Source organism: Pseudomonas sp. CCOS 191 (genome assembly GCF_001007005.1).
GTDB lineage: Bacteria > Pseudomonadota > Gammaproteobacteria > Pseudomonadales > Pseudomonadaceae > Aquipseudomonas > Aquipseudomonas soli.
Genome location: NZ_LN847264.1, coordinates 3,569,017 through 3,587,986, shown reverse-complemented (window position 1 = coordinate 3,587,986; position 18,970 = coordinate 3,569,017). Strand labels below are relative to the sequence as shown.

Below are 18,970 nucleotides of genomic sequence, written 5' to 3'. Positions count from 1 at the left end.
CGAATTTTCCGTGTGGTGACCGAATGTGTGTCAGGCAGGGGCAGTGGGTAAGGAATGCTTTGAGTCATGTGAGCAGAGATACACAGGTCGGGAGGTCGTTAGTTTTAATGCGTTCTGGTTAAGTTGATTACAAACTATCGAAAGGTGATTTTATGAAAGGTTTAACTGTGTCGCTTGGAGATGAAACGCCGCTGAAAGCTGGCGGTGAAAGTTACGGAGATTACTCCCCTCCGTTGCGCGACGTAAGGAAATTCAAGGCAAACAATTTTTTCTACACTGGATCGCCCAATCAGCCACAGGCACTAGCAGCGTTCGAACAGTTAGATGATGGTCGTCAAATGGGGGTTTTGATATTCGTGGCTGTCGTAGGCAATCAACTGGAGGTCCGGAGTGTTGGTGGATTGGTTGATGATAGTATTTACTTGAATAATAAATCAGTCATCAAAAATCTGATATGGGAACCCGGTATCCAAGCCAGTATGCACTTTGAATTCGATTTCAGGTTCGAAAATATTGATTATCACTTGACAGGGAGTTTGCTGCTGCGCTTCGAGTAGGGTGCGGCAATACGCTGGGTTGGGGGACGGCGAGTACTGATTTGGCGTTTTCTGTGCAGGCTTTCCAACTCCCAATCCAAAACTGTTTTCCTGCTCCTGCTCCTGCTCCTGCTCCTGCTCCTGCTCCTGCTCCTGCTCCTGCTCCTGCTCCTGCTCCTGCTCCTGCTCCTGCTCCTGCTCCTGCTTTTGCTTCTAAGCACGCGATAGTTCAGGCGACACAAATTGCGACTTCAGGAGGCCGAGCGCAGGGCTTGCGCAGGGAGGTGACGGGCATGGATGCCCGTCAAGCGCCGATCAGGCCATGGATGGCCCGTCGGCGCGTCCTCCCGGAGCAAGCCCGGAGCGAGGGGACCCCGGAGCGAAGCGCAGGGGCCGGATGAACGGAGCCGAACGGTTTTGCCTACTTTGGCCGCGGACGGCGAGTTAAGACCAAAGTAGGCCGCCGTAAGGGCGGAAAGGTGACTAAAAGTCGACATCACCTACGAATGTGCATACAAAAACCAAAACAATAACCAAAGAACCTAATCCCCCTCCAAAACCATCTCCAAAAACGTAGCCACCACCCGCCGCATCCGCTGTTCCTGCAAACACACCAACGTCTCCGTCAAATGCCGCTGACAATCCACAATCGGCAAAGCACAAACCCGAGCATCGGCCCCGAATTCAGCCGCGGACACCACCCCCACGCCAATCCCCACCACCACAGCCTCCCGCGCCGCCTCCCGCCCTTCGACCTGGATCGCCGACCGAATCCGCAACCCCGCCCGCTGCATCTCCTCCTCCAGCGTCTGCCGCGTCACCGACCCCGGCTCGCGCAGCACCAGCGGCGTATCGTCCAGGTCCGCCAGGCTGATCTGCCCCCGGCTGGCCCAAGGATGCTGGTGCGAGACGAACGCCACCATCGGGTCACGCCGCATCGGCACGCAGAACAGCCGCTCATCATCGACATCGCGCCCGAGCAGGGCCAGGTCGGCCTGGTAGCTGAACAGCCGCGCCAGCGACTCATCGGTGTTGCCGGTCTCGATCTTCACCTGGATCCCCGGATAGCGCTGGCAGAACCGGGCAATCTGCGGCAGCACATGCACCGGCGCGTCCACCGCCAGGGTCAGGCTGCCGGTGTGCAGGGCGCGTGAGTCCTGCAATAGCTCCAGGGCCTCGGCCTCGCAGGCGAACAGACGCTGGGTGACGCCCAGCAGGCGCTCGCCCAAGTCGGTCAACTGCACCGAGCGCTTGTTGCGGTGAAAAAGCAGCACGCCAAAGCGCTCCTCAAGCTTGCGCACCTGGTCGGACACCGCCGGCTGGGTGAGGAACAGCTTCTGCGCCGCACGGGTGAAGCTGCCCTGTTCGGCAACCGCATGGAAGGCCTTGAGTTGAGCATGGGAGACCGACATCGAACACTCCACTTAAAAGCTGGGCTTATGTGTGAAATACGATAAATCGATTTTATTTATCAGTCAGCAGCTGTTTCCATGTGTTTCAACCCGACGCCTCTGCCACGAGCAGCGGCATGTCGGCCATGGCGGCACCACCGCCATCTGACCAGGTGACGTCCCTCCGTCACGCAGTGCGCAACACAACAACAAGACAGGCGTTTCTTCACATTCTGCCGGCACACTCAAACAAGAGGTCAGAGTCAAATGAACCAATCCCTGGGCGCCATCAAGCGCTGGCGCGTGCAGATTTTCGCGATCACCTGGCTGGCCTACGCCGCCTTCTACTTCACCCGCAAAGCCTTCTCGGTGGCCAAGCTCGGCATCGGCGAAGACCCCTCGTTCATGCTCGACAAGGCCGCCATGGCCAACCTCGACGCCATCTACCTGGCCGCCTATGCCGTGGGCCAATTCACCTGGGGCATGCTCGCCGACCGCTTCGGGCCGCGCGTGGTGGTGCTTGGTGGGCTGCTGATCTCGGCGGCGGCGGCGGTGGTGATGGGCAGTTACGCGACCTTCCCGATCTTCGCCACCTGCATGCTGGTCCAGGGGCTGGCGCAATCCACCGGCTGGGCCGGGCTGTGCAAGAACATCGGCAGTTTCTTCCCGGCGTCCCAGCGCGGACGGGTGCTCGGGCTTTGGAGCTCGTGCTACGCCTTCGGCGGCCTGGTGGCCTCGCCGTTCGCCGGCTGGTGGGCCTACACCCTGGTCGGCACCTGGCACGCGGCGTTCTTCTCCAGTGCCGCGGTGGTGGCCGCGGTGGCGGTGCTGTTCTTCATCTTCCAGCGCAACAAACCCGAGGACGTCGGCCTGCCGGCGGTGGAGCCCGAACCACAGAGCATGGCCCCAGGGGCGAACCTGTGCAGCGTCTGGGCACCGCTGCGCGAGATCCTGCGCAACCGCACGGTGCTGACCCTGGGCCTGGCCTACTTCATGCTCAAGCCGGCGCGCTACGCGATCTTGCTGTGGGGGCCGGTGATCGTCTTCGAGCAGATGCCCTCGGTGGGCAAGGTCGGCGCGGCGATCATCCCCACGGCCTTCGAGCTGGCCGGGCTGCTTGGCCCGATCCTCATCGGCCTGGCTTCGGACAAGCTGTTCGGCGCCCGGCGCATGCCGGCCTGCGTGATCAGCCTGGTGCTGCTGACCCTGACCCTGGCCGGCTTCATGGCGGCGATGCACAGCGGCAGCGTGGTGCTGGTGGTAGCCCTGCTGTTCGTCATGGGCCTGACCCTGTATGGCCCGGACTCGATGATCAGCGGCGCCGCGGCCATTGACTTCGGCACGGCCAAGGCCGGCGCCACCGCGGCCGGTTTCGTCAACGGCTGCGGCTCGGTGGGCGCGGTGCTTGGCGGCTTGCTGCCGGGCTACTTCGACAGCGTCACGGTATTCATCGTCTTCGCCGGCACCGCGCTGTTCTCCGCCCTGGTGCTGCTGCCGCACTGGAACAGCCGTCCGGCAACGGCACCCCAGGCCACCGACGTGGCCCCCAATACCGGCATGGCGATCAAGCCACTGCGTACCTAGAGGAAAGCGAGCAGATGAGACCCTTCTGGCTGCAACAGGCCCTGGACCAGGAAGACGAGGCCCTGTGCCCGCCGCTCGCCGGCGATGCGCGCTGCGACGTGTGCATCGTCGGCGGTGGCTACACCGGCTTGTGGACTGCCTTGATGATCAAGGAACAGGCGCCGCAGCTGGAGGTGCTGCTGATCGAGGCCGACATCTGCGGCGCCGGGGCCAGCGGACGTAACGGAGGTTGCGCGCTGTCCTGGTCGGCCAAGTACTTCACCCTCGAACGGTTGTTCGGGGTGGCCGAGGCGGTGCGCCTGGTGGGCGAGTCCGAACGCAGTATCGGCTCCATCGGCGAGTTCTGCGCGGCCAATGGCATCCGCTGCGACTTCCGCATGGACGGCACGCTCTACACCGCCACCAACCAGGCCCAGCTCGGCGGCACCGATGCGGTGATCGCCGCGCTGGAGCGCCACGGCATCAACTCGTTCCAGCGCTTGGCGCTGGAGCAGGTGCAGCGCCTGGCCGGTTCCCAGCGGCACCTGGAGGGCTGGTACTCGCCGGCCGCGGCCACGGTGCAGCCGGGGCGGCTGGTGCGCGGCTTGCGCCGGGTGGCCTTGCAGCGTGGCGTGCGCATCCACGAGGGCACGGCGATGACCGGCCTGGAACATGGAGCGCCGGCGCAGGTGCGCACCGCTACCGGCACCATCCGCGCCGACCGCGTGGTCCTCGGCCTCAATGCCTGGATGGCGCGGGCCTTCCCGCAGTTCGAGCGCAGCGTGGCGATCGTCTCCAGCGACATGGTGATCACCGAGCCATGCCCCGAACTGCTGCGCCAGATAGGCCTGGACAGCGGTGTCAGCGTGCTCGATTCGCGGATCTTCGTGCACTACTACCACAACACCTCGGATGGCCGGCTGATGCTCGGCAAGGGCGGCAATACCTTCGCCTACGGCGGGCGCATGCTGCCGGTGTTCGACCAGCCGTCGCCGTACCAGCCGTTGCTGCGTGACAGCCTGGCCGATTTTTTCCCGGCGCTGGCCGAGGTGCCGCTGGCGGCGAGCTGGAACGGGCCGTCGGACCGCTCGGTGACCGGTCTGCCGTTCTTTGGCCGGCTCGATGGGCAGGGCAACGTGTTCTATGGCTTCGGCTATTCGGGCAGCGGGGTGGGGCCGTGTCACATGGGCGGGCAGATCCTCTCGTCGCTGGCCTTGGGGCTGGACAACGCCTGGACCCGCTCGCCGCTGGTCAAGGGTCCGCTGGGGCGTTTCCCGCCGGAGCCGGTGCGCTACCTGGGGTCGCTGATGGTGCGCAACGCCATTCGCCGCAAGGAGCGCGCCGAAGACCGCGGCGTGCGTCCGCGCGGGCTGGATGTGCGCCTGGCGAAGTTCGCGGCGGCGGCGGGGAAGGCCGACAAGGGCTGAAGCTGATGCGATTTCTTGTCGAACCCGGTGCGCAGGGCGTATAAACTCTCCCCACTTTTTGGCCGGTCGCTTCCTGAACCGGCCGCTGAAACAAAGAGAGTCGATATGGGCGCACAGTGGAAAGCCAAGCATAGAGAAACGGCGGCCAACGCCAAGGGCAAGATCATGGGCAAGCTGGCCAAGGAGATCCAGATCGCCGCCAAGTCCGGCGCCGACCCGGACATGAACCCGCGCCTGCGCCTGGCCATCGTCCAGGCCAAGAAAGCCTCGATGACCCGTGAGACCCTGGAGCGCGCGATCAAGAAAGGCGCCGGCCTGGACGGCGAGGCCGTGCAATACCATGCGGTCAGCTACGAAGGCTTCGCCCCGCACCAGGTGCCGCTGATCGTCGAGTGCCTGACCGACAACGTCAACCGCACCGTGGCGCAGGTCCGCGTGCTGTTCCGCAAGGGCCAGCTGGGTGCCAGCGGTTCGGTGGCCTGGGACTTCAACCACGTCGGCCTGATCGAGGCGACCCCGGAAGGCGACGCCGACCCGGAGATGGCAGCCATCGAAGCCGGTGCCCAGGACTTCGAGGACGGCGAGGAAGAGGGTTCGACCCTGTTCATCACCGACACCACCGACCTCGATGCCGTGCAGAAAGCCCTGCCGGAGCATGGTTTCACCGTGACTTCGGCGAAGATCGGCTATACCCCGAAGAACCCGGTGAGTGCTGCCAGCCTGAGCGCCGAAGCCCTGGCCGAAGTCGAGGCCTTCCTCGAGGCTATCGACGAGAACGAAGACGTGCAGAACGTCTATGTCGGTCTGACTGACTGATTGGTGCTTCAGGGGCCGCTCTGCGGCCCAATCGCCGGCAAGCCGGCTCCCACAGGGTTGCGCAGATGCCTGTGGGAGCCGGCTTGCCGGCGATGAGGCCTTTAGACTCACCCAAGGGGAGCTTGCATGAACCCCACCTTCGCCTCCCTCAGCCTCGCCCACCTGCGCACCCTCGACTGCCTCCTGCAGCTGAAGAACCTCAGCCATGCCGCCGAGCGCCTGGGCTGCAGCCAATCGGCGCTGAGCCGCCAGCTGGCCAGCCTGCGCGAGGCCTTCGACGACCCGCTGCTGGTGCGCCAGGGGCGTGGCTATGTGCTCAGCGAACACGCCGAAACGCTGGTCGAGCCATTGCGCCAGGTACTGGACGAGCTCAACGCCCTGCGCCAGCCCGCAGCGTTCGACCCGGCACGCTGCGAGCGGCGCTTCTGCCTGGCGGCCTCGGACTACGTGGCCGAACATATGCTGCCGCAGCTGGTGAAAGCATTGGAGAAGGAGGCGCCGGGGGTGTCGCTGGAGTACCGCACCTGGCAGGCCGGGCAGTACGCCTTGCTCGCCAGCGGCGAGATCGACCTGGCCACCACGCTGTTCGACGAGTCGCCACCCAACCTGCACGGCCGGCTGCTGGGTGAGGACCGGGCGGTGTGCCTGATGCGCCATGACCATCCGCTGAGCGCCCGCGCTGAACTGAGCCAGGACGACTACCTGGCCTTCAAGCATGTGCGGGTGTCCGGTGGCGGCGACAAGGACAGCTTCATCGACCGCCATCTGCGTGCCCAGGGGCTGCAACGGCGCGTCAGCCTGGAGGTGCCGTTCTTCAGCGCGATGGTCCAGGTGGTCGGCAACGGCCAGGCGCTGGCCACGGTGCCCGAGCATATCGCCCGGCAACTGGCGCGGTTGCATGGGCTGAGCTGGCGGCCGATGGGCTTTGTCGAGCATACCCAGCGTTACTGGGTGGTATGGCATCAGCGTCTGCAGGCGTCGGCCGAACATCGCTGGTTGCGCAACCGGGTGTTCGAGGTGTGGCGCCAGTCGCAGTTCGGCGTACAGGGTGGGCATGCGCCTTTGCCATAGCAGCTATGCGTGAAGCGGGGTTATTCGGCGGGTGATGGAGGCCTAGACTGCGAGGCATTGTGCAGCCAGGAGACCACTCATGACCCCCGAACAATTCCGCCAATACGGCCACCAACTGATCGACCTGATCGCCGATTACCGCCAGACCGTCGGCGAACGCCCGGTCATGGCCCAGGTCGAGCCCGGCTACCTCAAGGCCGCGCTGCCCCAAGGCGCGCCCCAGCAAGGCGAGCCGTTCGAGGCCATCCTCGCCGACGTCGACAAGCTGGTGATGCCCGGCCTGTCCCACTGGCAGCACCCGGACTTCTACGGTTACTTCCCCTCCAACGGCACCCTGTCATCAGTGCTCGGCGACTTCCTCAGCACGGGCCTGGGCGTGCTCGGCCTGTCGTGGCAGTCCAGCCCGGCCCTCAGCGAACTGGAGGAAACCACCCTCGATTGGCTGCGCCAGCTGCTCGGCCTGAGCGGGCAATGGAGCGGGGTGATCCAGGACACCGCCTCGACCAGCACCCTGGTGGCGCTGATCTGCGCCCGCGAGCGTGCCACCGACCATGCCCAGGTGCGCGGCGGCCTGCAGGCCCAGGGCAAGCCCCTGGTGGTCTACGTCAGCGCCCATGCCCACAGTTCGGTGGACAAGGCCGCGCTGCTGGCCGGATTCGGCCGTGAAAACATTCGCCTGATCCCCACCGACGCACACTACGCCATGCGCCCGGAGGCGCTGCGCGAAGCCATCGCCCAGGACCTCGCCGCCGGCAACCAGCCCTGCGCCGTGGTCGCCACCACCGGCACCACCACCACCACCGCGCTGGACCCGTTGCGCCCGATCGGCGAGATCGCCCAGGCCAACCAGCTGTGGCTGCACGTGGACTCGGCCATGGCCGGTTCGGCGATGATCCTCCCGGAATGTCGCTGGATGTGGGACGGCATCGAGCTGGCCGACTCGGTGGTGGTCAATGCCCACAAGTGGCTGGGCGTGGCCTTCGACTGCTCGATCTACTATGTGCGCGACCCGCAGCATCTGATCCGGGTGATGAGCACCAACCCCAGCTACCTGCAGTCGGCGGTCGATGGCGAGGTAAAGAACCTGCGCGACTGGGGCATCCCCCTGGGGCGCCGGTTCCGCGCCTTGAAACTGTGGTTCATGCTGCGCAGCGAAGGTGTCGAGGCCCTGCAGCAACGCCTGCGCCGCGACCTGGAAAACGCGCAGTGGCTGGCCGCGCAGGTGGAGGCGGCTTCCACGTGGGAGGTATTGGCGCCGGTGCAGTTGCAGACCTTGTGCATCCGCCATCGCCCGGACGGGCTGGACGGCGAGGCGCTGGATGCCCACACCCGCGCCTGGGCCGAGCGCCTCAACGCCTCGGGTGATGCCTACGTGACCCCGGCGACCCTGGACGGGCGCTGGATGGTGCGGGTCTCGGTGGGGGCGCTGCCCACCGAGCGCGAGCATGTCGAGCGGCTGTGGGCGCGGTTGCAGGCGGTGGTGGCGGAGTAAGCTTCGTTCAGGCCAGCAGGTCCTCGTGGAAGGCGCCGTAGGGGAGCTCGGGATGAGCGATCTGGATCTCGAGGATCCACAGCCCGGCGCCGGGGGCGCCTTCGAAATCACCCAGGTCACCCGCACGATAGATGGCGTGGGGGAAGTCGCTGACGCGGTGCCCCTTGATGTCCATGTTCAGCTTCCAGCCCAGTTGCCGTGCCCGCTCGGCGGCGAAGTGATAGAGCTCGACGCCGCTGACCCCCTGGCCGCGCCACTGGGCCTGCACCTCATCGAACAGGGTGCGGGCCGCCGCTGCGCAGGCGGCCATCTGCGGGTCGTTCCCGCTGACGAAAGTGGTGCCGGCATCGCCTTCATGGCCTTGCCAGACCACGCCCATGTCGATGAAGAAGATGTCGTTGTCGCCCAGCATCGGATCGCCGTCGGAGCGCTGCTTGAAGGTTTTCAGCGTATTGCTGCCGAAGCGAATGTGGGTGGGGTGCCAGATGCGCTGCATGCCCAGCTCGACCAGCACCTGTTGGCCCAGCTCCCGGGCCTGTGATTCACGCATGCCAGGATGGATGCCTTGGGCGATCCGCTCGACGGCCTCCCAGGTCATGTGCTGGGCATGCTTCATCAGTTCCAGCTGGTAGGGGGCGCCTACGGCTTCCTTGGCGGCGTTGACCGGGGTCATGACGGTGCTCCTTGTCGATAGGTCAGTCGTTGTATTTTTAGTTATATATCGGTCATGCGCTCCTGCCCAGTGCGCAGGGCTCCGGACGCAGGCCGCGCAAGAGTAGCTCGGCCTGGGCCTGAGTCGAGGCGCGGGATGGCTTGATCTGCCCTGAGCTGCCGGGGGCCATGCCGAAGCGGAAGGTCGCCAGGGACGTAGACCACAGGTACAGCAACAGGTGCTCGGGCGTGGTGCGCACGATCAGCCCGCGCTCCATCCACTGCGCCAGGCAGGCCAGGGTCTGCCTGGCACTGCTGCGCAGCAGCTCGGCGCGTTCACCGGGTAGTTGCCGGGCGCCATGCAGCATTTCCTTGAGCCAGACCCGCACCGCGCCGGGGTGTTGGCGCGCCACCTCGGCCTTGGCCTTGAAGTAGCGGGGCAGGGCCTGTTCGGGGTGAGCCTCCGGCACCAGGCTGCGCGAGGCGCGCAGCAAGGGTTCCATCACCAGGTCGAGCACTGCGGTGTAGAGCAGGCGCTTGTTGCGAAAGTAATAGAACACGTTGGCCCTGGGCAGCCCGGCGCGGGCGGCGATAGCGTCGACCCGGGCGGCGGCGAAACCATGGTGGGCGAATTCCTCGCTGGCGGCGGCGAGGATCAGTTGCAGGTTGCGATCACGAATACTGGGCATGGCAAACACGTACTTCTGAATCGATATGTTCAAAAGTATATAGCGCTAGCGTGTTCGCCGACAGCTGCCCAGGCTGGTGTTCAAGCGAGCCTGTGTCGGGTCAGCAGGCGTCGCGCCAGGCGCGGATCTGCTCCAGCGTTGCGGTGGCGCCACCGCAGACGATCACCAGGACATTGCCGAAGGCCGCCACTGCCTCGGGGTGTTCGAGCAAGGCCAGCGCCGCGCCGCAGGCCGGCTCCACCAGCAGGCGGTGATCGCGCAGCAGGCGTTCGCAGGCGTCGAGCGCCTCGCGATCACTCACCAGGTGGCTGACCACCGGGTGCTGGCGGGTGCAGGCCAGCGCCTGTTCGGCCACCCGCTTGGCCCCCAGTGAAGTGGCTACCGAGGTGATCCCAGGCAGTTCCACGGTGTGCCCGGCAGCCATGGCCGCGTGCAGTGACGCAGCGCCTGCGGTTTCCACTGCCAGTACCGGCACGTCCTGCCAGCCATTGCGCTGCAAGCCTTCGACCACGCCGCGCAGCAGCCCGCCGCCGCCGACCGACAGCACCACGGCATCCGGCTTGCAGCCGGCCTGGGCCACTTCATCGATCATGCTGGCGTGGCCGGTCCACAGCAGTGGGTCGTCGAACGGGTGGATGAAGGCGTCGCCGGCCCCCAGCAGGGTCTGCGCGTGTTCGTTGGCTTCTTGCCAGGAGCTGCCGTGCACCACCACGCTGGCGTCTTCCAGGCGCAGCAGTTCCTTGGCCCGTTCGGTGGTGGTCTCGGGTACCACCACGGTCACCGGCACACCGAGCTTGCGGCCGGCGTAGGCCACCGCCAGCCCGGCATTGCCGCCGGACGAGGAGACGAAGTGACGGGCGCCGCGAGCATGGTGCGTCGCGCAAGCGTGGCCGACGCCGCGCAGCTTGAACGAGCCACAGGGTTGCAGGGCTTCGAGCTTGAGCCACACCGGGCGGCCGGCGCTCAGCGACAGCGGACGGGATTCGATCAGCGGGGTTGGGATATGCAAGGGCATGGTGGGCTCCGTGGCTCAGTCGCGGGCAGCCGCGGCGGGTTCGCCGCGCAGCTGCTCCAGGTAGTTGTAGACGGTGTAGCGGGTCACGCCGAGGGCCTCGGCGGCTTTCTCGACGCCGCCCTTGACGATGAACAGGCCGCGCTCCTGCATCACGCGCACGGCCTCGACCTTGGCCTGCTTGGTCATCCGCCCCTGGCCGCTGCGCTGCAGTGCGTCCTGGATGATCCCGGCCATCAATGCAGTCATGTCGGCGGGTTCGTCTCCGGGTACCGTGGCTGGCGCGGCGCCCAGCGGCTGCAAGTGCCGCAGGAACGCCATGGCGGCGTCCAGGCCGGTGACGTCGGTGTTCACGCACAGGCTGGCGAAGGGCTGGCCGGTGCTGTCACGGAAGATCGCCGTGGCGCTGCGCAGGCTGCGCCCCTTGAGGGTCGTGGGGTAGTCGGGCAGCACCACAGGGTCGCAGCCCTGCTGGTCGGCGGCGGCCTGCATCAGCGCCTTGAACCCTTGGTCCTGTTCGGGAGCAGCAAGTATCGGGCTGCCGACCTGGCGGCCAGAGAGCTCGCCATTGACGATCGCCACCACCGAGCGTTCCGGGTGTTCAAGGTCGTGCAGAAGGATTTCCACATTGCGCGGGACGACGCTGCCCAGCGCCTGCAGGGCGGTCTTGAGCACGTTCAGGGTGAGCTGGCGTTCGTGGGCGAGGGTGAGCATGGTCGGCACCAGATTCAATATTGTGTTGAATATTACACAAAAAGTTGAATTTGGCGATGTGTCAACGCTCAAAAGCAATCGCGGGGCCCTCCCGTTCCTACCCAGGGCAGGAGCGGAAGGGCCCCGCGATCAGGTGCGTCAGCCCAGTTTCGGCGTACGCGGCGGGACGATGCGGCGCGAGCCGGTAGACTCGAAGGCGGCGGCGAATTTCAACAGATTGTTGTCGCTGTACGCCTTGCCCGCGAAGGTCAGGCCCACTGGCATGCCGATGTCGGCCATCACGCCCATCGGCACGGTCACGGTCGGCACCCCCAGGTGACGGATCGCCAGGTTGCCGTTGGCCACCCAGATGCCGTTGCTCCAGGCGATGTCCGCCGATTCGGGGTTCACATCGGCGTCCGCCGGGCCGACATCGGCCACGGTGGGGAACAGCACCGCGTCCAGGCCCTGGGCGTCCATCCAGTCTTCCAGGTCGAGCTTGCGGGTGGCTTCCAGGCCGCGCAGGCCGTCGGGCACGGTGGCGATCTGGTCCCAGGTCTTCAGGCCGCGCTTGGCCATGTTGACGTACTCGTCCATGCCGGCGGCGAGGTCGTCTTCACGGTTGGGCAGGGTGCCGGGGTCGTGGGGGAAGATCTGCGGGCCATCGACATCGGCCAGGCGGTTGAGCTTGGGATCGTCGTTGGCGCGCAGGAAGTCGTCGAAGGCCCAGCCGGACAGTTCCCACAGTTCGTCGTGGAGGAACTCCTTGCTGACGATGCCGCGGGTGAACACGGTCGGCGCGCCGGGGCGGTCGCCCTCGCAGTTGGAGACCAGCGGGAAGTCGGTCTCGACCACTTCGGCACCGGCCGCTTCCAGGGCCTGGCGGGCTTGCTGCCACAGTTCGATCACGCTGGCGCGGGTATTGATGCGCTGGCCGGTCGGGCCGCCGATGCCGGGCTTCTGCGCAGTACCGGCGTCGGCGTCGGCATTGATGTACATGCGTGGCACGGCGAAGCGCTTGCCCTTGAGCGACTCGGCACTTACGGCCAGGTCCAGGTACGAGGCGGGGCGCACGCTCGAGGCGGCCGGGATCGGCACCCAGGGTTGCAGGCGCCACAGGTCGCCGCGTTTGTCGGCGTCGTCGGCCACCACCACGTCGAGGATCTCCAGCAGGTCGGCCATGGTCCGCGCATAAGGCACGACCACGTCCATGGTCGGCGTCAGCGGCCAGTTGCCGCGCACCGAGATCACCCCGCGCGACGGGGTGTAGGCGCACAGGCCGTTGTTCGAGGCCGGGCCGCGGCCACTGGACCAGGTTTCCTCGGCCAGGCCGAAGGCGCTGAAGCTGGCAGCGGTGGCGGTGCCGGCACCGTTGGAGGAGCCGGAGGCGAAGGGGGCGGTGAGGTAGGCGGCGTTGTACGGGCTTTCGGCGCGGCCATACACGCCACGCTGCATGCCGCCATTGGCCATCGGCGGCATGTTGGTCTTGCCCAGGCAGATCGCGCCGCCGGCGCGCAGGCGCTCGACGGTGAAGGCGTCGCGCTGGGCGACCAGGTCCTTGAACGCCGGGCTGCCGGAGGCGGCGGTCAGGCCCTTGACCAGGTAGCTGTCCTTGGCGGTGTAGGGGATGCCATCCAGCGGGCCGAGGGTTTCGCCACGGGCACGGCGGGCATCGGAGGCTTCGGCCTCTTTCAGGGCCTCGGGGTTGCGCACCACCACGGCATTGAGCCGCGTGGCGGTGTCGGCGCCGTCGTAGGCGTCGATGCGGGCCAGGTACGCCTTGACCAGCTCGACGGCCGTCGTGCGGCCGGACTCGAGCGCGTCGCGCAGCTCGGCAATGGAAACCTCGGTTACCTCGATCATGCTGTCACCACAGTTGTGCAGGTGGAAAATCATGGCGGCGAGTGTAGCAAGAAGGTCTTGGTGGGCGCAGGCATGCAGCGGGGAAATGGTTCGTTGCAGCGCGGCACGCTGAGCGCCGGATGGCGGGGCTGAAACGGCAGCGGGCTTGGCCCGCGACCGGTTGGCGCCGATCGCGGGCCAAGCCCGCCGATTCGAACGGTGGTGACGATCAGAGCAGCTTGCGCTGTACCGCCTCGTCCAGGGTGCTGCGGGCCAGTTCGCGCACCACGTCGCGGGTGTCGGCCTGGAATGGCAGGCCGACGATCAGCACCAGTTGCATCCAGGTACGGATCGACTCGCTCTTGCTGACGCGACCAAGCTCCTTGCCGTCCTTGTCCTTGAACACGGTCTGCAGGGTGAAGGTGTTCTTGGCGGTGGAGGGGATGAGGAACAGGGTGAAGCCGGTGATGAACGCCGACGCGGTTACGAACTCCTCGTGGTTGGTCAGGGTCGATTCGGCGTACAGGTCCGCTTCGCCCTTCTGCGTGCTGACCTGGGTGAAGCGGCCGGATTGCTGGTAGGTCTCGCTGATGGTCTTCTCCCACATGTCGGCGTGGGCGCCGGCGGCGGCCACGGCCGCGCCGTCATTGACCTGGTACAGCGCGGTGCTGCGCAGGTAGGCATTGGGCTTGGCCGCGGCGGTGCTCGCCGCCGGCGGCCAGGTGCCGACCGGTGCCAGGTCGCCGGTGGAATAGGAGACGCAGCCGCCGAGCAGCAGGGCGCCGAGCAGCAGGGCGTGTTTGCAGATGTTCATCGAAGTGTTCCTGTTATCAGCGTTTTGCCAGTTTCACGGTGGCGTCGTCGAGCAGCTCGCCGACCAGCTTGGTCAGTTGCTTGCCGCCCATCGAAGGCGCCCAGTACTCGCCGCCGTAGAGGCCGACGTTGTGTTCGAAACGCAGTTGTTCCTTGGCCCTGGCCAATTCGACGCCGTCGCGGTCGACGATCACCAGGTTGCCGGCCACGTCGAAGCTGTCGACGTAGATCGGGCCGTTGAACCAGATCCAGAACGTCAGGGTCAGCAGGGCGCCGGGGAAGTACGCCGGGTGCGGGGCGCGATGGCCCTTGAGCGAAGTCATGTCGAACTTGAGCATCACGTCCTGTTCGTCCAGGCGCGTGGGGTATTCGGTGACGGCCTTGAAGTAGCCGGCTTGCTGCACGTACTGGCTGAGCTGCGGAGTCAGGGCGCGGCTGATGGCCTGGCCGGTGGCGTTGTCAATGCCGGGGGCGTTGACCTGCACATCGGCGACCTGGGCGCTGCGTGGGCTGGCGACGGCAGAGGCGTGGGGCGGCGTGCCCACCGGGCCGATGACGTTGTAGGAGACGCAGCCGCTCATCGTCAGCAAGGCAACGACGGCGCTGGCCTGGAACAGTTTCTTCAAGTGATGTCATCCTTGATCGGAGTTGAACCTGATCAAGGTTTACGGCCAAGGGGCCGGCAGCTTTAGTGCAAAATGCCACTATTTGTGCCGGCCATGCTCGGCCGCTCGAATCGGAACCTTCAGGCCAGGTCGCTGGCTGCGTGGCGCTCCGCCACCTGGCTGGCTTCCTCGCCCCAGGTGCGGTTGACCCGGGTGCCGCGCTGTACCGCCGGGCGCTGGGCGATGGCCTCTGCCCAGCGCTGCACATTGGCGTACTCGTGTACCGCCAGGAACTCGGCCGCGCCGTACAGGTTGCCGCGCACCAGCTGGCCATACCAGGGCCATACGGCGATGTCGGCGATGCTGTACGTATCGCCGCCCAGGTAGGCGCTTTCGCCCAGGCGCCGGTCGAGCACGTCGAGCTGGCGCTTGGCTTCCATGGTGAAACGGTTGATCGCGTATTCGAACTTTTCCGGCGCATAGACATAGAAGTGGCCGAAACCACCGCCCAGGTAAGGTGCAGAGCCCATCTGCCAGAACAGCCAGTTGAGGGTCTCGGTGCGCGCGGCCAGGTCCTGGGGCAGGAAGGCGCCGAATTTTTCCGCCAGGTACAGCAGGATCGCGCCGGACTCGAACACCCGTACCGGCGGTTCGACGCTGCGGTCGAGCAGGGCGGGGATCTTCGAGTTGGGGTTGACCTGCACGAAGCCGCTGCCGAACTGGTCGCCTTCACCGATACGGATCAGCCACGCGTCGTACTCGGCGCCGCCGTGACCGAGGGCCAGCAGTTCCTCGAGGAGGATGGTGACCTTGACCCCATTGGGCGTGGCCAGCGAGTAGAGTTGCAGCGGATGCTTGCCGGTGGGCAACGGCTTGTCGTGGGTGGGGCCGGCCACCGGGCGGTTGATGCTGGCGAACTGGCCGCCGGAAGGAGCCTCGAAGGTCCAGACCTTGGGCGGAACATAAGGGGGCTTGCTCATGGGAATCTCCTGGAGGGCGCGATGTGGCCGGGTAAGGACGTGGACAGCCTCTCTATGCCATGGGTTCGCCGTGCAGGGCAAATGCAATGCGTGCCCGCAGCGGATGCATGGCGCCTTGCAGGCGCACCGCTGTCGTTACAGCGACCGCGCCGAGGCCGGGGTCGGTGCGCTTGGCGCCTCTGGCTTTTTTGCCGGTTTCAGCCGCGATACCCCGAACAGCACCAGGACCAACCCGGCTACCTGGTACACGCTGATCGCCTCGCTGAGGATCAGCCATGAGGCCAGCATCGTCAGCACCGGCCCCAGGTTGCCCACCGCCGCCGTGTGCGTGGGCCCGAGGCGCTGGATCGCCAGCGCCACCCAGTAGATCGGCAGCACCGTGGAGAACAGCGCCATCAATGCCGCGTTGAGCCACACCGTGCCGGGCAGCTGCAGCAGCGGCGCGACATCGGCCACCAGCAGGTAGTGGGCCAGCACCATCAGCGAGGAGGCGGTGCCGCACAATCCGGCCAGGCGCATCGAATTCATGCGCTTGAGCATCATGCCGGTGCCCGAGTAGTACAGGGCATAGGTGACCGCGCTGGCGAACACCCACAGCGAGCCGACCAGTACCGCATTGCCGCCGCCCGCGGCGCCGATGTCGTGGACGAAGGCGATGCCCAGCCCGAGGTAGCACAAGCCCATGGCCGCCAGGGTGCGCAGGGTCGGGCGTTCGCGCTGGACGATGGCCTGGATCACCAGCACCAGGGTCGGGTAGGTGAACAGGATCAGCCGCTCGAGCCCGGCACTGATGTATTGCAGGCCGTAGAAGTCGAACAGGCTGGCCAGGTAGTAGCCGAACAGGCCGAGCAAGGCCACGCGCAGGCCGTCGCCGGCGCTCAGCGGCGCACCGCCCTGGCCACGGCTGGCCCACACCAGCCAGGCGAACAACGGCAGCGACAGGGCCATGCGCAGTGCCAGCAGGCTGATGGCGTCCACCGGGCCTGCGGCATAGGCGAGCTTGACGAAGATGGCCTTGAAACTGAAGCCCAGGGCGGCGAGTACGGCGTACAGGCTGCCGTTGGCAAGGGCGCGCTGGAGCGGGGCGGGCAGGCGGGTCATGGCGGGTCCGTGGCACAGAAGAAGTGCGGTTTATTCTGCGCAGAACGCAACCGCGCTAGAATCGCTTTTTCTCGAACATGGCGTTCTGATTTGGAGAAGCCTTGATGCACTTCGACCTGGCCGACCTGCGGCTGCTCGCCGCCATTGCCGCCACCGGTAGCCTGAGCAAGGCGGCGGCCACCTTCCCGGTGGCGGTATCGGCCGCCAGCACCCGCCTGCGCCTGTTCGAGGCGCGCAGCGGGTTGACCCTGTTCCTGCGCAAGGCCGACGGCATGCAGCTGACCCCGGCTGGGCGCCTGGTGCTGGAGTCGGCGCGGGGCGTGCTGGGCGAGGCGCAGAAACTGCAGGACACGCTGCGCGAACTCGCCGGCCAGCGGCGCATCACCCTGCACCTGGCGGCGTCCACCGTGACCAACAGCACCCTGTTGCCGGCCGTGCTCGGGCCGTTCCTGGCCGACTACCCGGAGGTCGACCTGCAACTGGTCGAGCACAAGAGCATCGATGTGCTGCGGGTGGTGCTGGCCGGGGAGTGCGAGATCGGCGTGTACGACGGCAACCTGGTCAACGAGGGCGTGGTATCGCTGCCGTTTCGCACCGAGCGCCTGGTGCTGCTGGTGCCGCTCGATCACCCGTTGGCCGGGCGCGGCCAGCTGCGCCTGGCGGACGCGCTGGGCTTTCCCTTCGTCTGCCTGCCCGCCGAGCGCGCCATGCAGCGCTTCGTCGAGGAGCTGGCGATGAACCTGGCCATGCCGCTGAAGGTGCGGGTACGCGCGCCCAGCTTCGAAGCCATCGCCCAGCTGGTGGCCCAGCACGCGGGTATCGCCATGCTGCCGGAAACGGCGGCCGTGCGCGCCGAACAGGAACTGGCGGTGCGCCGGGTGGCGCTGGAGGAGCGTTGGGCGACCCTGGAGTTGCGTATCTGCTTCCGCAGTTGGGAAGCGCTCAGCTCGCATGGGCGACAGTTGGTGAGCTTCCTCTCCGGGCAATGACGGGTGACTGTCGTCTGGTAGGCGGATGAATGGGTTATCCGTCCGAATGCCATCATTTGGATATCATTTATGCCTGTGCATTGGCCCTTGAACGCATACAATCACCGTTCTGAACGGTAACCCAGATACAGGCCACTTCCACCCATGGCGTTCGACGCTTCCACCATGCTGACCCTCACCATCGCCCTGGCCGCGGCCGCCGCGCTTTATCTGGCCGTGGAGTGGCGCAGCGTGCGCGAGTCCTCGCTGCTGTGCTGGAGCGCCAGCTTCGCCACCATCAGCGTCGGTTCCTCGCTGGCCTTGCTGCGTGGCAGCGGTTATCTGTTCATCGGCATCTGGTTCGCCAACGGCATGCTGGTGGCCGCCCATTGGCTGTTCCTGCTGGGGGTGTCACGCTTTACCGAAACCCGTCTGTCACGGCTCTGCTACCTGGCCCCGCTGGCCTGGCTGAGCCTGTTGCTGCTGCCGCAGTGGCCCACCTGGTCGAAGACCTTCCTGGTGGCCAACTCGCTGCTGGTCGCCGCGTTCACCCTGTACGCCAGCGCGTTGCTGCGCCCGCACGGCAAGTCGTTCAGCGTCGGCGCGGTGCAGTTGCGCTGCATCCTGCTGTTGCACGGGTTGTTCTACCTGGCCAAGACGCTGCCGGCGCTGCTGCCGGGAACGCTGATCGACCTGACCGCGTTTCGCGGGCAGATCATCCAGGTGTCGCTGGTGGAGGGGGCCATGGCGATCATGCTGATCGCCCTGTCGATGACCGGCACCGTGCGCTACCGCCGCGAGGAGCGCATCGAGCGCCTGGCCGCGCGCGATCCGCTGACCGCGCTGTACAACCGCCGCGCCCTGGAAATGCGCGCGGCGAGCCTGTTCAACGAGGTTTCCCCGGCAAACCCCGGGGCCTTGCTGCTGATCGACATCGACCACTTCAAGCTGGTCAACGACCTGCATGGGCATGCCGCTGGCGACCGTCTGCTGGTGGCCTTGAGCGAGATGATCCGGGCCATGCTGCCGGAGCGGGCGATCGCCGCACGGCTGGGTGGCGACGAGTTCGTCATCCTCCTGACCGGGGCTTCGCGCGACGCCATCCAGCGCCTGGCCGAAGCCTTGCGCCAGCAGTTCCAGGCCACCGCCGAACAGTCGTTCCGCACCCCCGAGGCGGTGACCCTGAGCATTGGCGCCAACCTGTTCGACCGCCCACCGGCCAGCCTGGCGGCGTTGATCGAGCAAGGCGACGTGCTGCTGTACGCCTCCAAGCGCAGCGGGCGCAACAGCCTGCAACTGGTGGACGGGCTGCGCGGCTGA

18 protein-coding genes are annotated in these 18,970 nt (G+C 66.3%); 8 read left to right on the top strand and 10 right to left on the bottom strand.

Annotated features, from left to right (window positions below; all coding sequences use genetic code 11):
* Nucleotides 1–152: 152 nt before the first annotated feature.
* Entirely contained in the window at nt 153–557 is a 405-nt protein-coding gene (locus CCOS191_RS27990; RefSeq protein WP_156177607.1) for a hypothetical protein, read from the top strand.
* Between the two features lie 521 nt (nt 558–1,078).
* Here the strand turns inward: CCOS191_RS27990 and CCOS191_RS15815 are convergent.
* Nucleotides 1,079–1,948, bottom strand: coding sequence for a LysR substrate-binding domain-containing protein (locus CCOS191_RS15815; protein ID WP_046856034.1), 870 nt, complete (start codon nt 1,946–1,948; stop codon nt 1,079–1,081).
* Between the two features lie 246 nt (nt 1,949–2,194).
* Here CCOS191_RS15815 and CCOS191_RS15810 point away from each other — a divergent pair, with 246 nt between their 5' ends.
* From CCOS191_RS15810 to CCOS191_RS15790, 5 genes are all read left to right on the top strand, one after another.
* Entirely contained in the window at nt 2,195–3,511 is a 1,317-nt protein-coding gene (locus tag CCOS191_RS15810) for an MFS transporter (RefSeq protein ID WP_046856033.1), read from the top strand.
* A 14-nt stretch (nt 3,512–3,525) separates the two neighbouring features.
* Complete coding sequence (locus tag CCOS191_RS15805) at nt 3,526–4,917, top strand: FAD-dependent oxidoreductase (RefSeq protein WP_046856032.1); 1,392 nt, start codon at nt 3,526–3,528, stop codon at nt 4,915–4,917.
* Nucleotides 4,918–5,022: 105 nt separating this feature from the next.
* Nucleotides 5,023–5,733 (top strand): YebC/PmpR family DNA-binding transcriptional regulator, encoded by a 711-nt coding sequence (locus CCOS191_RS15800; protein WP_046856031.1) that lies wholly within the window; start codon nt 5,023–5,025, stop codon nt 5,731–5,733.
* Nucleotides 5,734–5,859: 126 nt separating this feature from the next.
* Entirely contained in the window at nt 5,860–6,804 is a 945-nt protein-coding gene (locus tag CCOS191_RS15795; protein ID WP_046856030.1) for a LysR family transcriptional regulator, read from the top strand.
* A gap of 79 nt (nt 6,805–6,883) precedes the next feature.
* Nucleotides 6,884–8,296 (top strand): DOPA decarboxylase, encoded by a 1,413-nt coding sequence (locus tag CCOS191_RS15790; RefSeq protein ID WP_046856029.1) that lies wholly within the window; start codon nt 6,884–6,886, stop codon nt 8,294–8,296.
* A gap of 7 nt (nt 8,297–8,303) precedes the next feature.
* Here CCOS191_RS15790 and CCOS191_RS15785 read toward each other — a convergent pair whose 3' ends face one another.
* From CCOS191_RS15785 to CCOS191_RS15745, 9 genes are all read right to left on the bottom strand, one after another.
* The gene (locus CCOS191_RS15785) at nt 8,304–8,969 is read right to left on the bottom strand and encodes a M24 family metallopeptidase (RefSeq protein ID WP_046856028.1); all 666 of its coding nucleotides are present in this window, start codon (nt 8,967–8,969) and stop codon (nt 8,304–8,306) included.
* 52 nt (nt 8,970–9,021) lie between these two features.
* The gene (locus CCOS191_RS15780) at nt 9,022–9,636 is read right to left on the bottom strand and encodes a TetR family transcriptional regulator C-terminal domain-containing protein (RefSeq protein ID WP_046856027.1); all 615 of its coding nucleotides are present in this window, start codon (nt 9,634–9,636) and stop codon (nt 9,022–9,024) included.
* 100 nt (nt 9,637–9,736) lie between these two features.
* Nucleotides 9,737–10,651, bottom strand: coding sequence for a pyridoxal-phosphate dependent enzyme (locus CCOS191_RS15775; RefSeq protein ID WP_046856026.1), 915 nt, complete (start codon nt 10,649–10,651; stop codon nt 9,737–9,739).
* Nucleotides 10,652–10,666: 15 nt separating this feature from the next.
* The gene (locus tag CCOS191_RS15770) at nt 10,667–11,362 is read right to left on the bottom strand and encodes a helix-turn-helix transcriptional regulator (protein ID WP_046856025.1); all 696 of its coding nucleotides are present in this window, start codon (nt 11,360–11,362) and stop codon (nt 10,667–10,669) included.
* 138 nt (nt 11,363–11,500) lie between these two features.
* Nucleotides 11,501–13,204 carry an amidase gene (locus tag CCOS191_RS15765; RefSeq protein ID WP_046857822.1) on the bottom strand — a complete coding sequence of 568 codons (1,704 nt, stop codon included), beginning with the start codon at nt 13,202–13,204 and terminating at the stop codon, nt 11,501–11,503.
* A 208-nt stretch (nt 13,205–13,412) separates the two neighbouring features.
* Nucleotides 13,413–13,997, bottom strand: a complete 585-nt coding sequence (locus tag CCOS191_RS15760; protein WP_046856024.1) for a hypothetical protein — start codon at nt 13,995–13,997, stop codon at nt 13,413–13,415.
* A 16-nt stretch (nt 13,998–14,013) separates the two neighbouring features.
* On the bottom strand, nt 14,014–14,577 hold the full coding sequence (locus CCOS191_RS15755; RefSeq protein ID WP_046857821.1) for a hypothetical protein: 564 nt from the start codon (nt 14,575–14,577) through the stop codon (nt 14,014–14,016).
* A gap of 164 nt (nt 14,578–14,741) precedes the next feature.
* Nucleotides 14,742–15,581: a glutathione-dependent disulfide-bond oxidoreductase gene (gene yghU / locus CCOS191_RS15750; RefSeq protein WP_023631972.1), complete on the bottom strand. Its 840-nt coding sequence runs from the start codon at nt 15,579–15,581 to the stop codon at nt 14,742–14,744.
* A gap of 135 nt (nt 15,582–15,716) precedes the next feature.
* Entirely contained in the window at nt 15,717–16,682 is a 966-nt protein-coding gene (locus CCOS191_RS15745) for a DMT family transporter (protein WP_046856023.1), read from the bottom strand.
* Between the two features lie 104 nt (nt 16,683–16,786).
* Here CCOS191_RS15745 and CCOS191_RS15740 point away from each other — a divergent pair, with 104 nt between their 5' ends.
* Together CCOS191_RS15740 and CCOS191_RS15735 are read left to right on the top strand one after the other, a co-directional pair.
* Nucleotides 16,787–17,671, top strand: coding sequence for a LysR substrate-binding domain-containing protein (locus CCOS191_RS15740; protein ID WP_038705881.1), 885 nt, complete (start codon nt 16,787–16,789; stop codon nt 17,669–17,671).
* 144 nt (nt 17,672–17,815) lie between these two features.
* Nucleotides 17,816–18,970 (top strand): GGDEF domain-containing protein, encoded by a 1,155-nt coding sequence (locus tag CCOS191_RS15735; protein WP_046856022.1) that lies wholly within the window; start codon nt 17,816–17,818, stop codon nt 18,968–18,970.

Excerpts from the sequence above, each read along its gene's own strand:
- CCOS191_RS27990 (WP_156177607.1), top strand. The coding sequence starts at position 153 with ATGAAAGGTTTAACTGTGTCGCTTGGAGATGAAACGCCGCTGAAAGCT.
- CCOS191_RS15815 (WP_046856034.1), bottom strand. The coding sequence starts at position 1,948 with ATGTCGGTCTCCCATGCTCAACTCAAGGCCTTCCATGCGGTTGCCGAA.
- CCOS191_RS15810 (WP_046856033.1), top strand. The coding sequence starts at position 2,195 with ATGAACCAATCCCTGGGCGCCATCAAGCGCTGGCGCGTGCAGATTTTC.
- CCOS191_RS15805 (WP_046856032.1), top strand. The coding sequence starts at position 3,526 with ATGAGACCCTTCTGGCTGCAACAGGCCCTGGACCAGGAAGACGAGGCC.
- CCOS191_RS15800 (WP_046856031.1), top strand. The coding sequence starts at position 5,023 with ATGGGCGCACAGTGGAAAGCCAAGCATAGAGAAACGGCGGCCAACGCC.
- CCOS191_RS15795 (WP_046856030.1), top strand. The coding sequence starts at position 5,860 with ATGAACCCCACCTTCGCCTCCCTCAGCCTCGCCCACCTGCGCACCCTC.
- CCOS191_RS15790 (WP_046856029.1), top strand. The coding sequence starts at position 6,884 with ATGACCCCCGAACAATTCCGCCAATACGGCCACCAACTGATCGACCTG.
- CCOS191_RS15785 (WP_046856028.1), bottom strand. The coding sequence starts at position 8,969 with ATGACCCCGGTCAACGCCGCCAAGGAAGCCGTAGGCGCCCCCTACCAG.
- CCOS191_RS15780 (WP_046856027.1), bottom strand. The coding sequence starts at position 9,636 with ATGCCCAGTATTCGTGATCGCAACCTGCAACTGATCCTCGCCGCCGCC.
- CCOS191_RS15775 (WP_046856026.1), bottom strand. The coding sequence starts at position 10,651 with ATGCCCTTGCATATCCCAACCCCGCTGATCGAATCCCGTCCGCTGTCG.
- CCOS191_RS15770 (WP_046856025.1), bottom strand. The coding sequence starts at position 11,362 with ATGCTCACCCTCGCCCACGAACGCCAGCTCACCCTGAACGTGCTCAAG.
- CCOS191_RS15765 (WP_046857822.1), bottom strand. The coding sequence starts at position 13,204 with ATGATCGAGGTAACCGAGGTTTCCATTGCCGAGCTGCGCGACGCGCTC.
- CCOS191_RS15760 (WP_046856024.1), bottom strand. The coding sequence starts at position 13,997 with ATGAACATCTGCAAACACGCCCTGCTGCTCGGCGCCCTGCTGCTCGGC.
- CCOS191_RS15755 (WP_046857821.1), bottom strand. The coding sequence starts at position 14,577 with ATGAGCGGCTGCGTCTCCTACAACGTCATCGGCCCGGTGGGCACGCCG.
- yghU (WP_023631972.1), bottom strand. The coding sequence starts at position 15,581 with ATGAGCAAGCCCCCTTATGTTCCGCCCAAGGTCTGGACCTTCGAGGCT.
- CCOS191_RS15745 (WP_046856023.1), bottom strand. The coding sequence starts at position 16,682 with ATGACCCGCCTGCCCGCCCCGCTCCAGCGCGCCCTTGCCAACGGCAGC.
- CCOS191_RS15740 (WP_038705881.1), top strand. The coding sequence starts at position 16,787 with ATGCACTTCGACCTGGCCGACCTGCGGCTGCTCGCCGCCATTGCCGCC.
- CCOS191_RS15735 (WP_046856022.1), top strand. The coding sequence starts at position 17,816 with ATGGCGTTCGACGCTTCCACCATGCTGACCCTCACCATCGCCCTGGCC.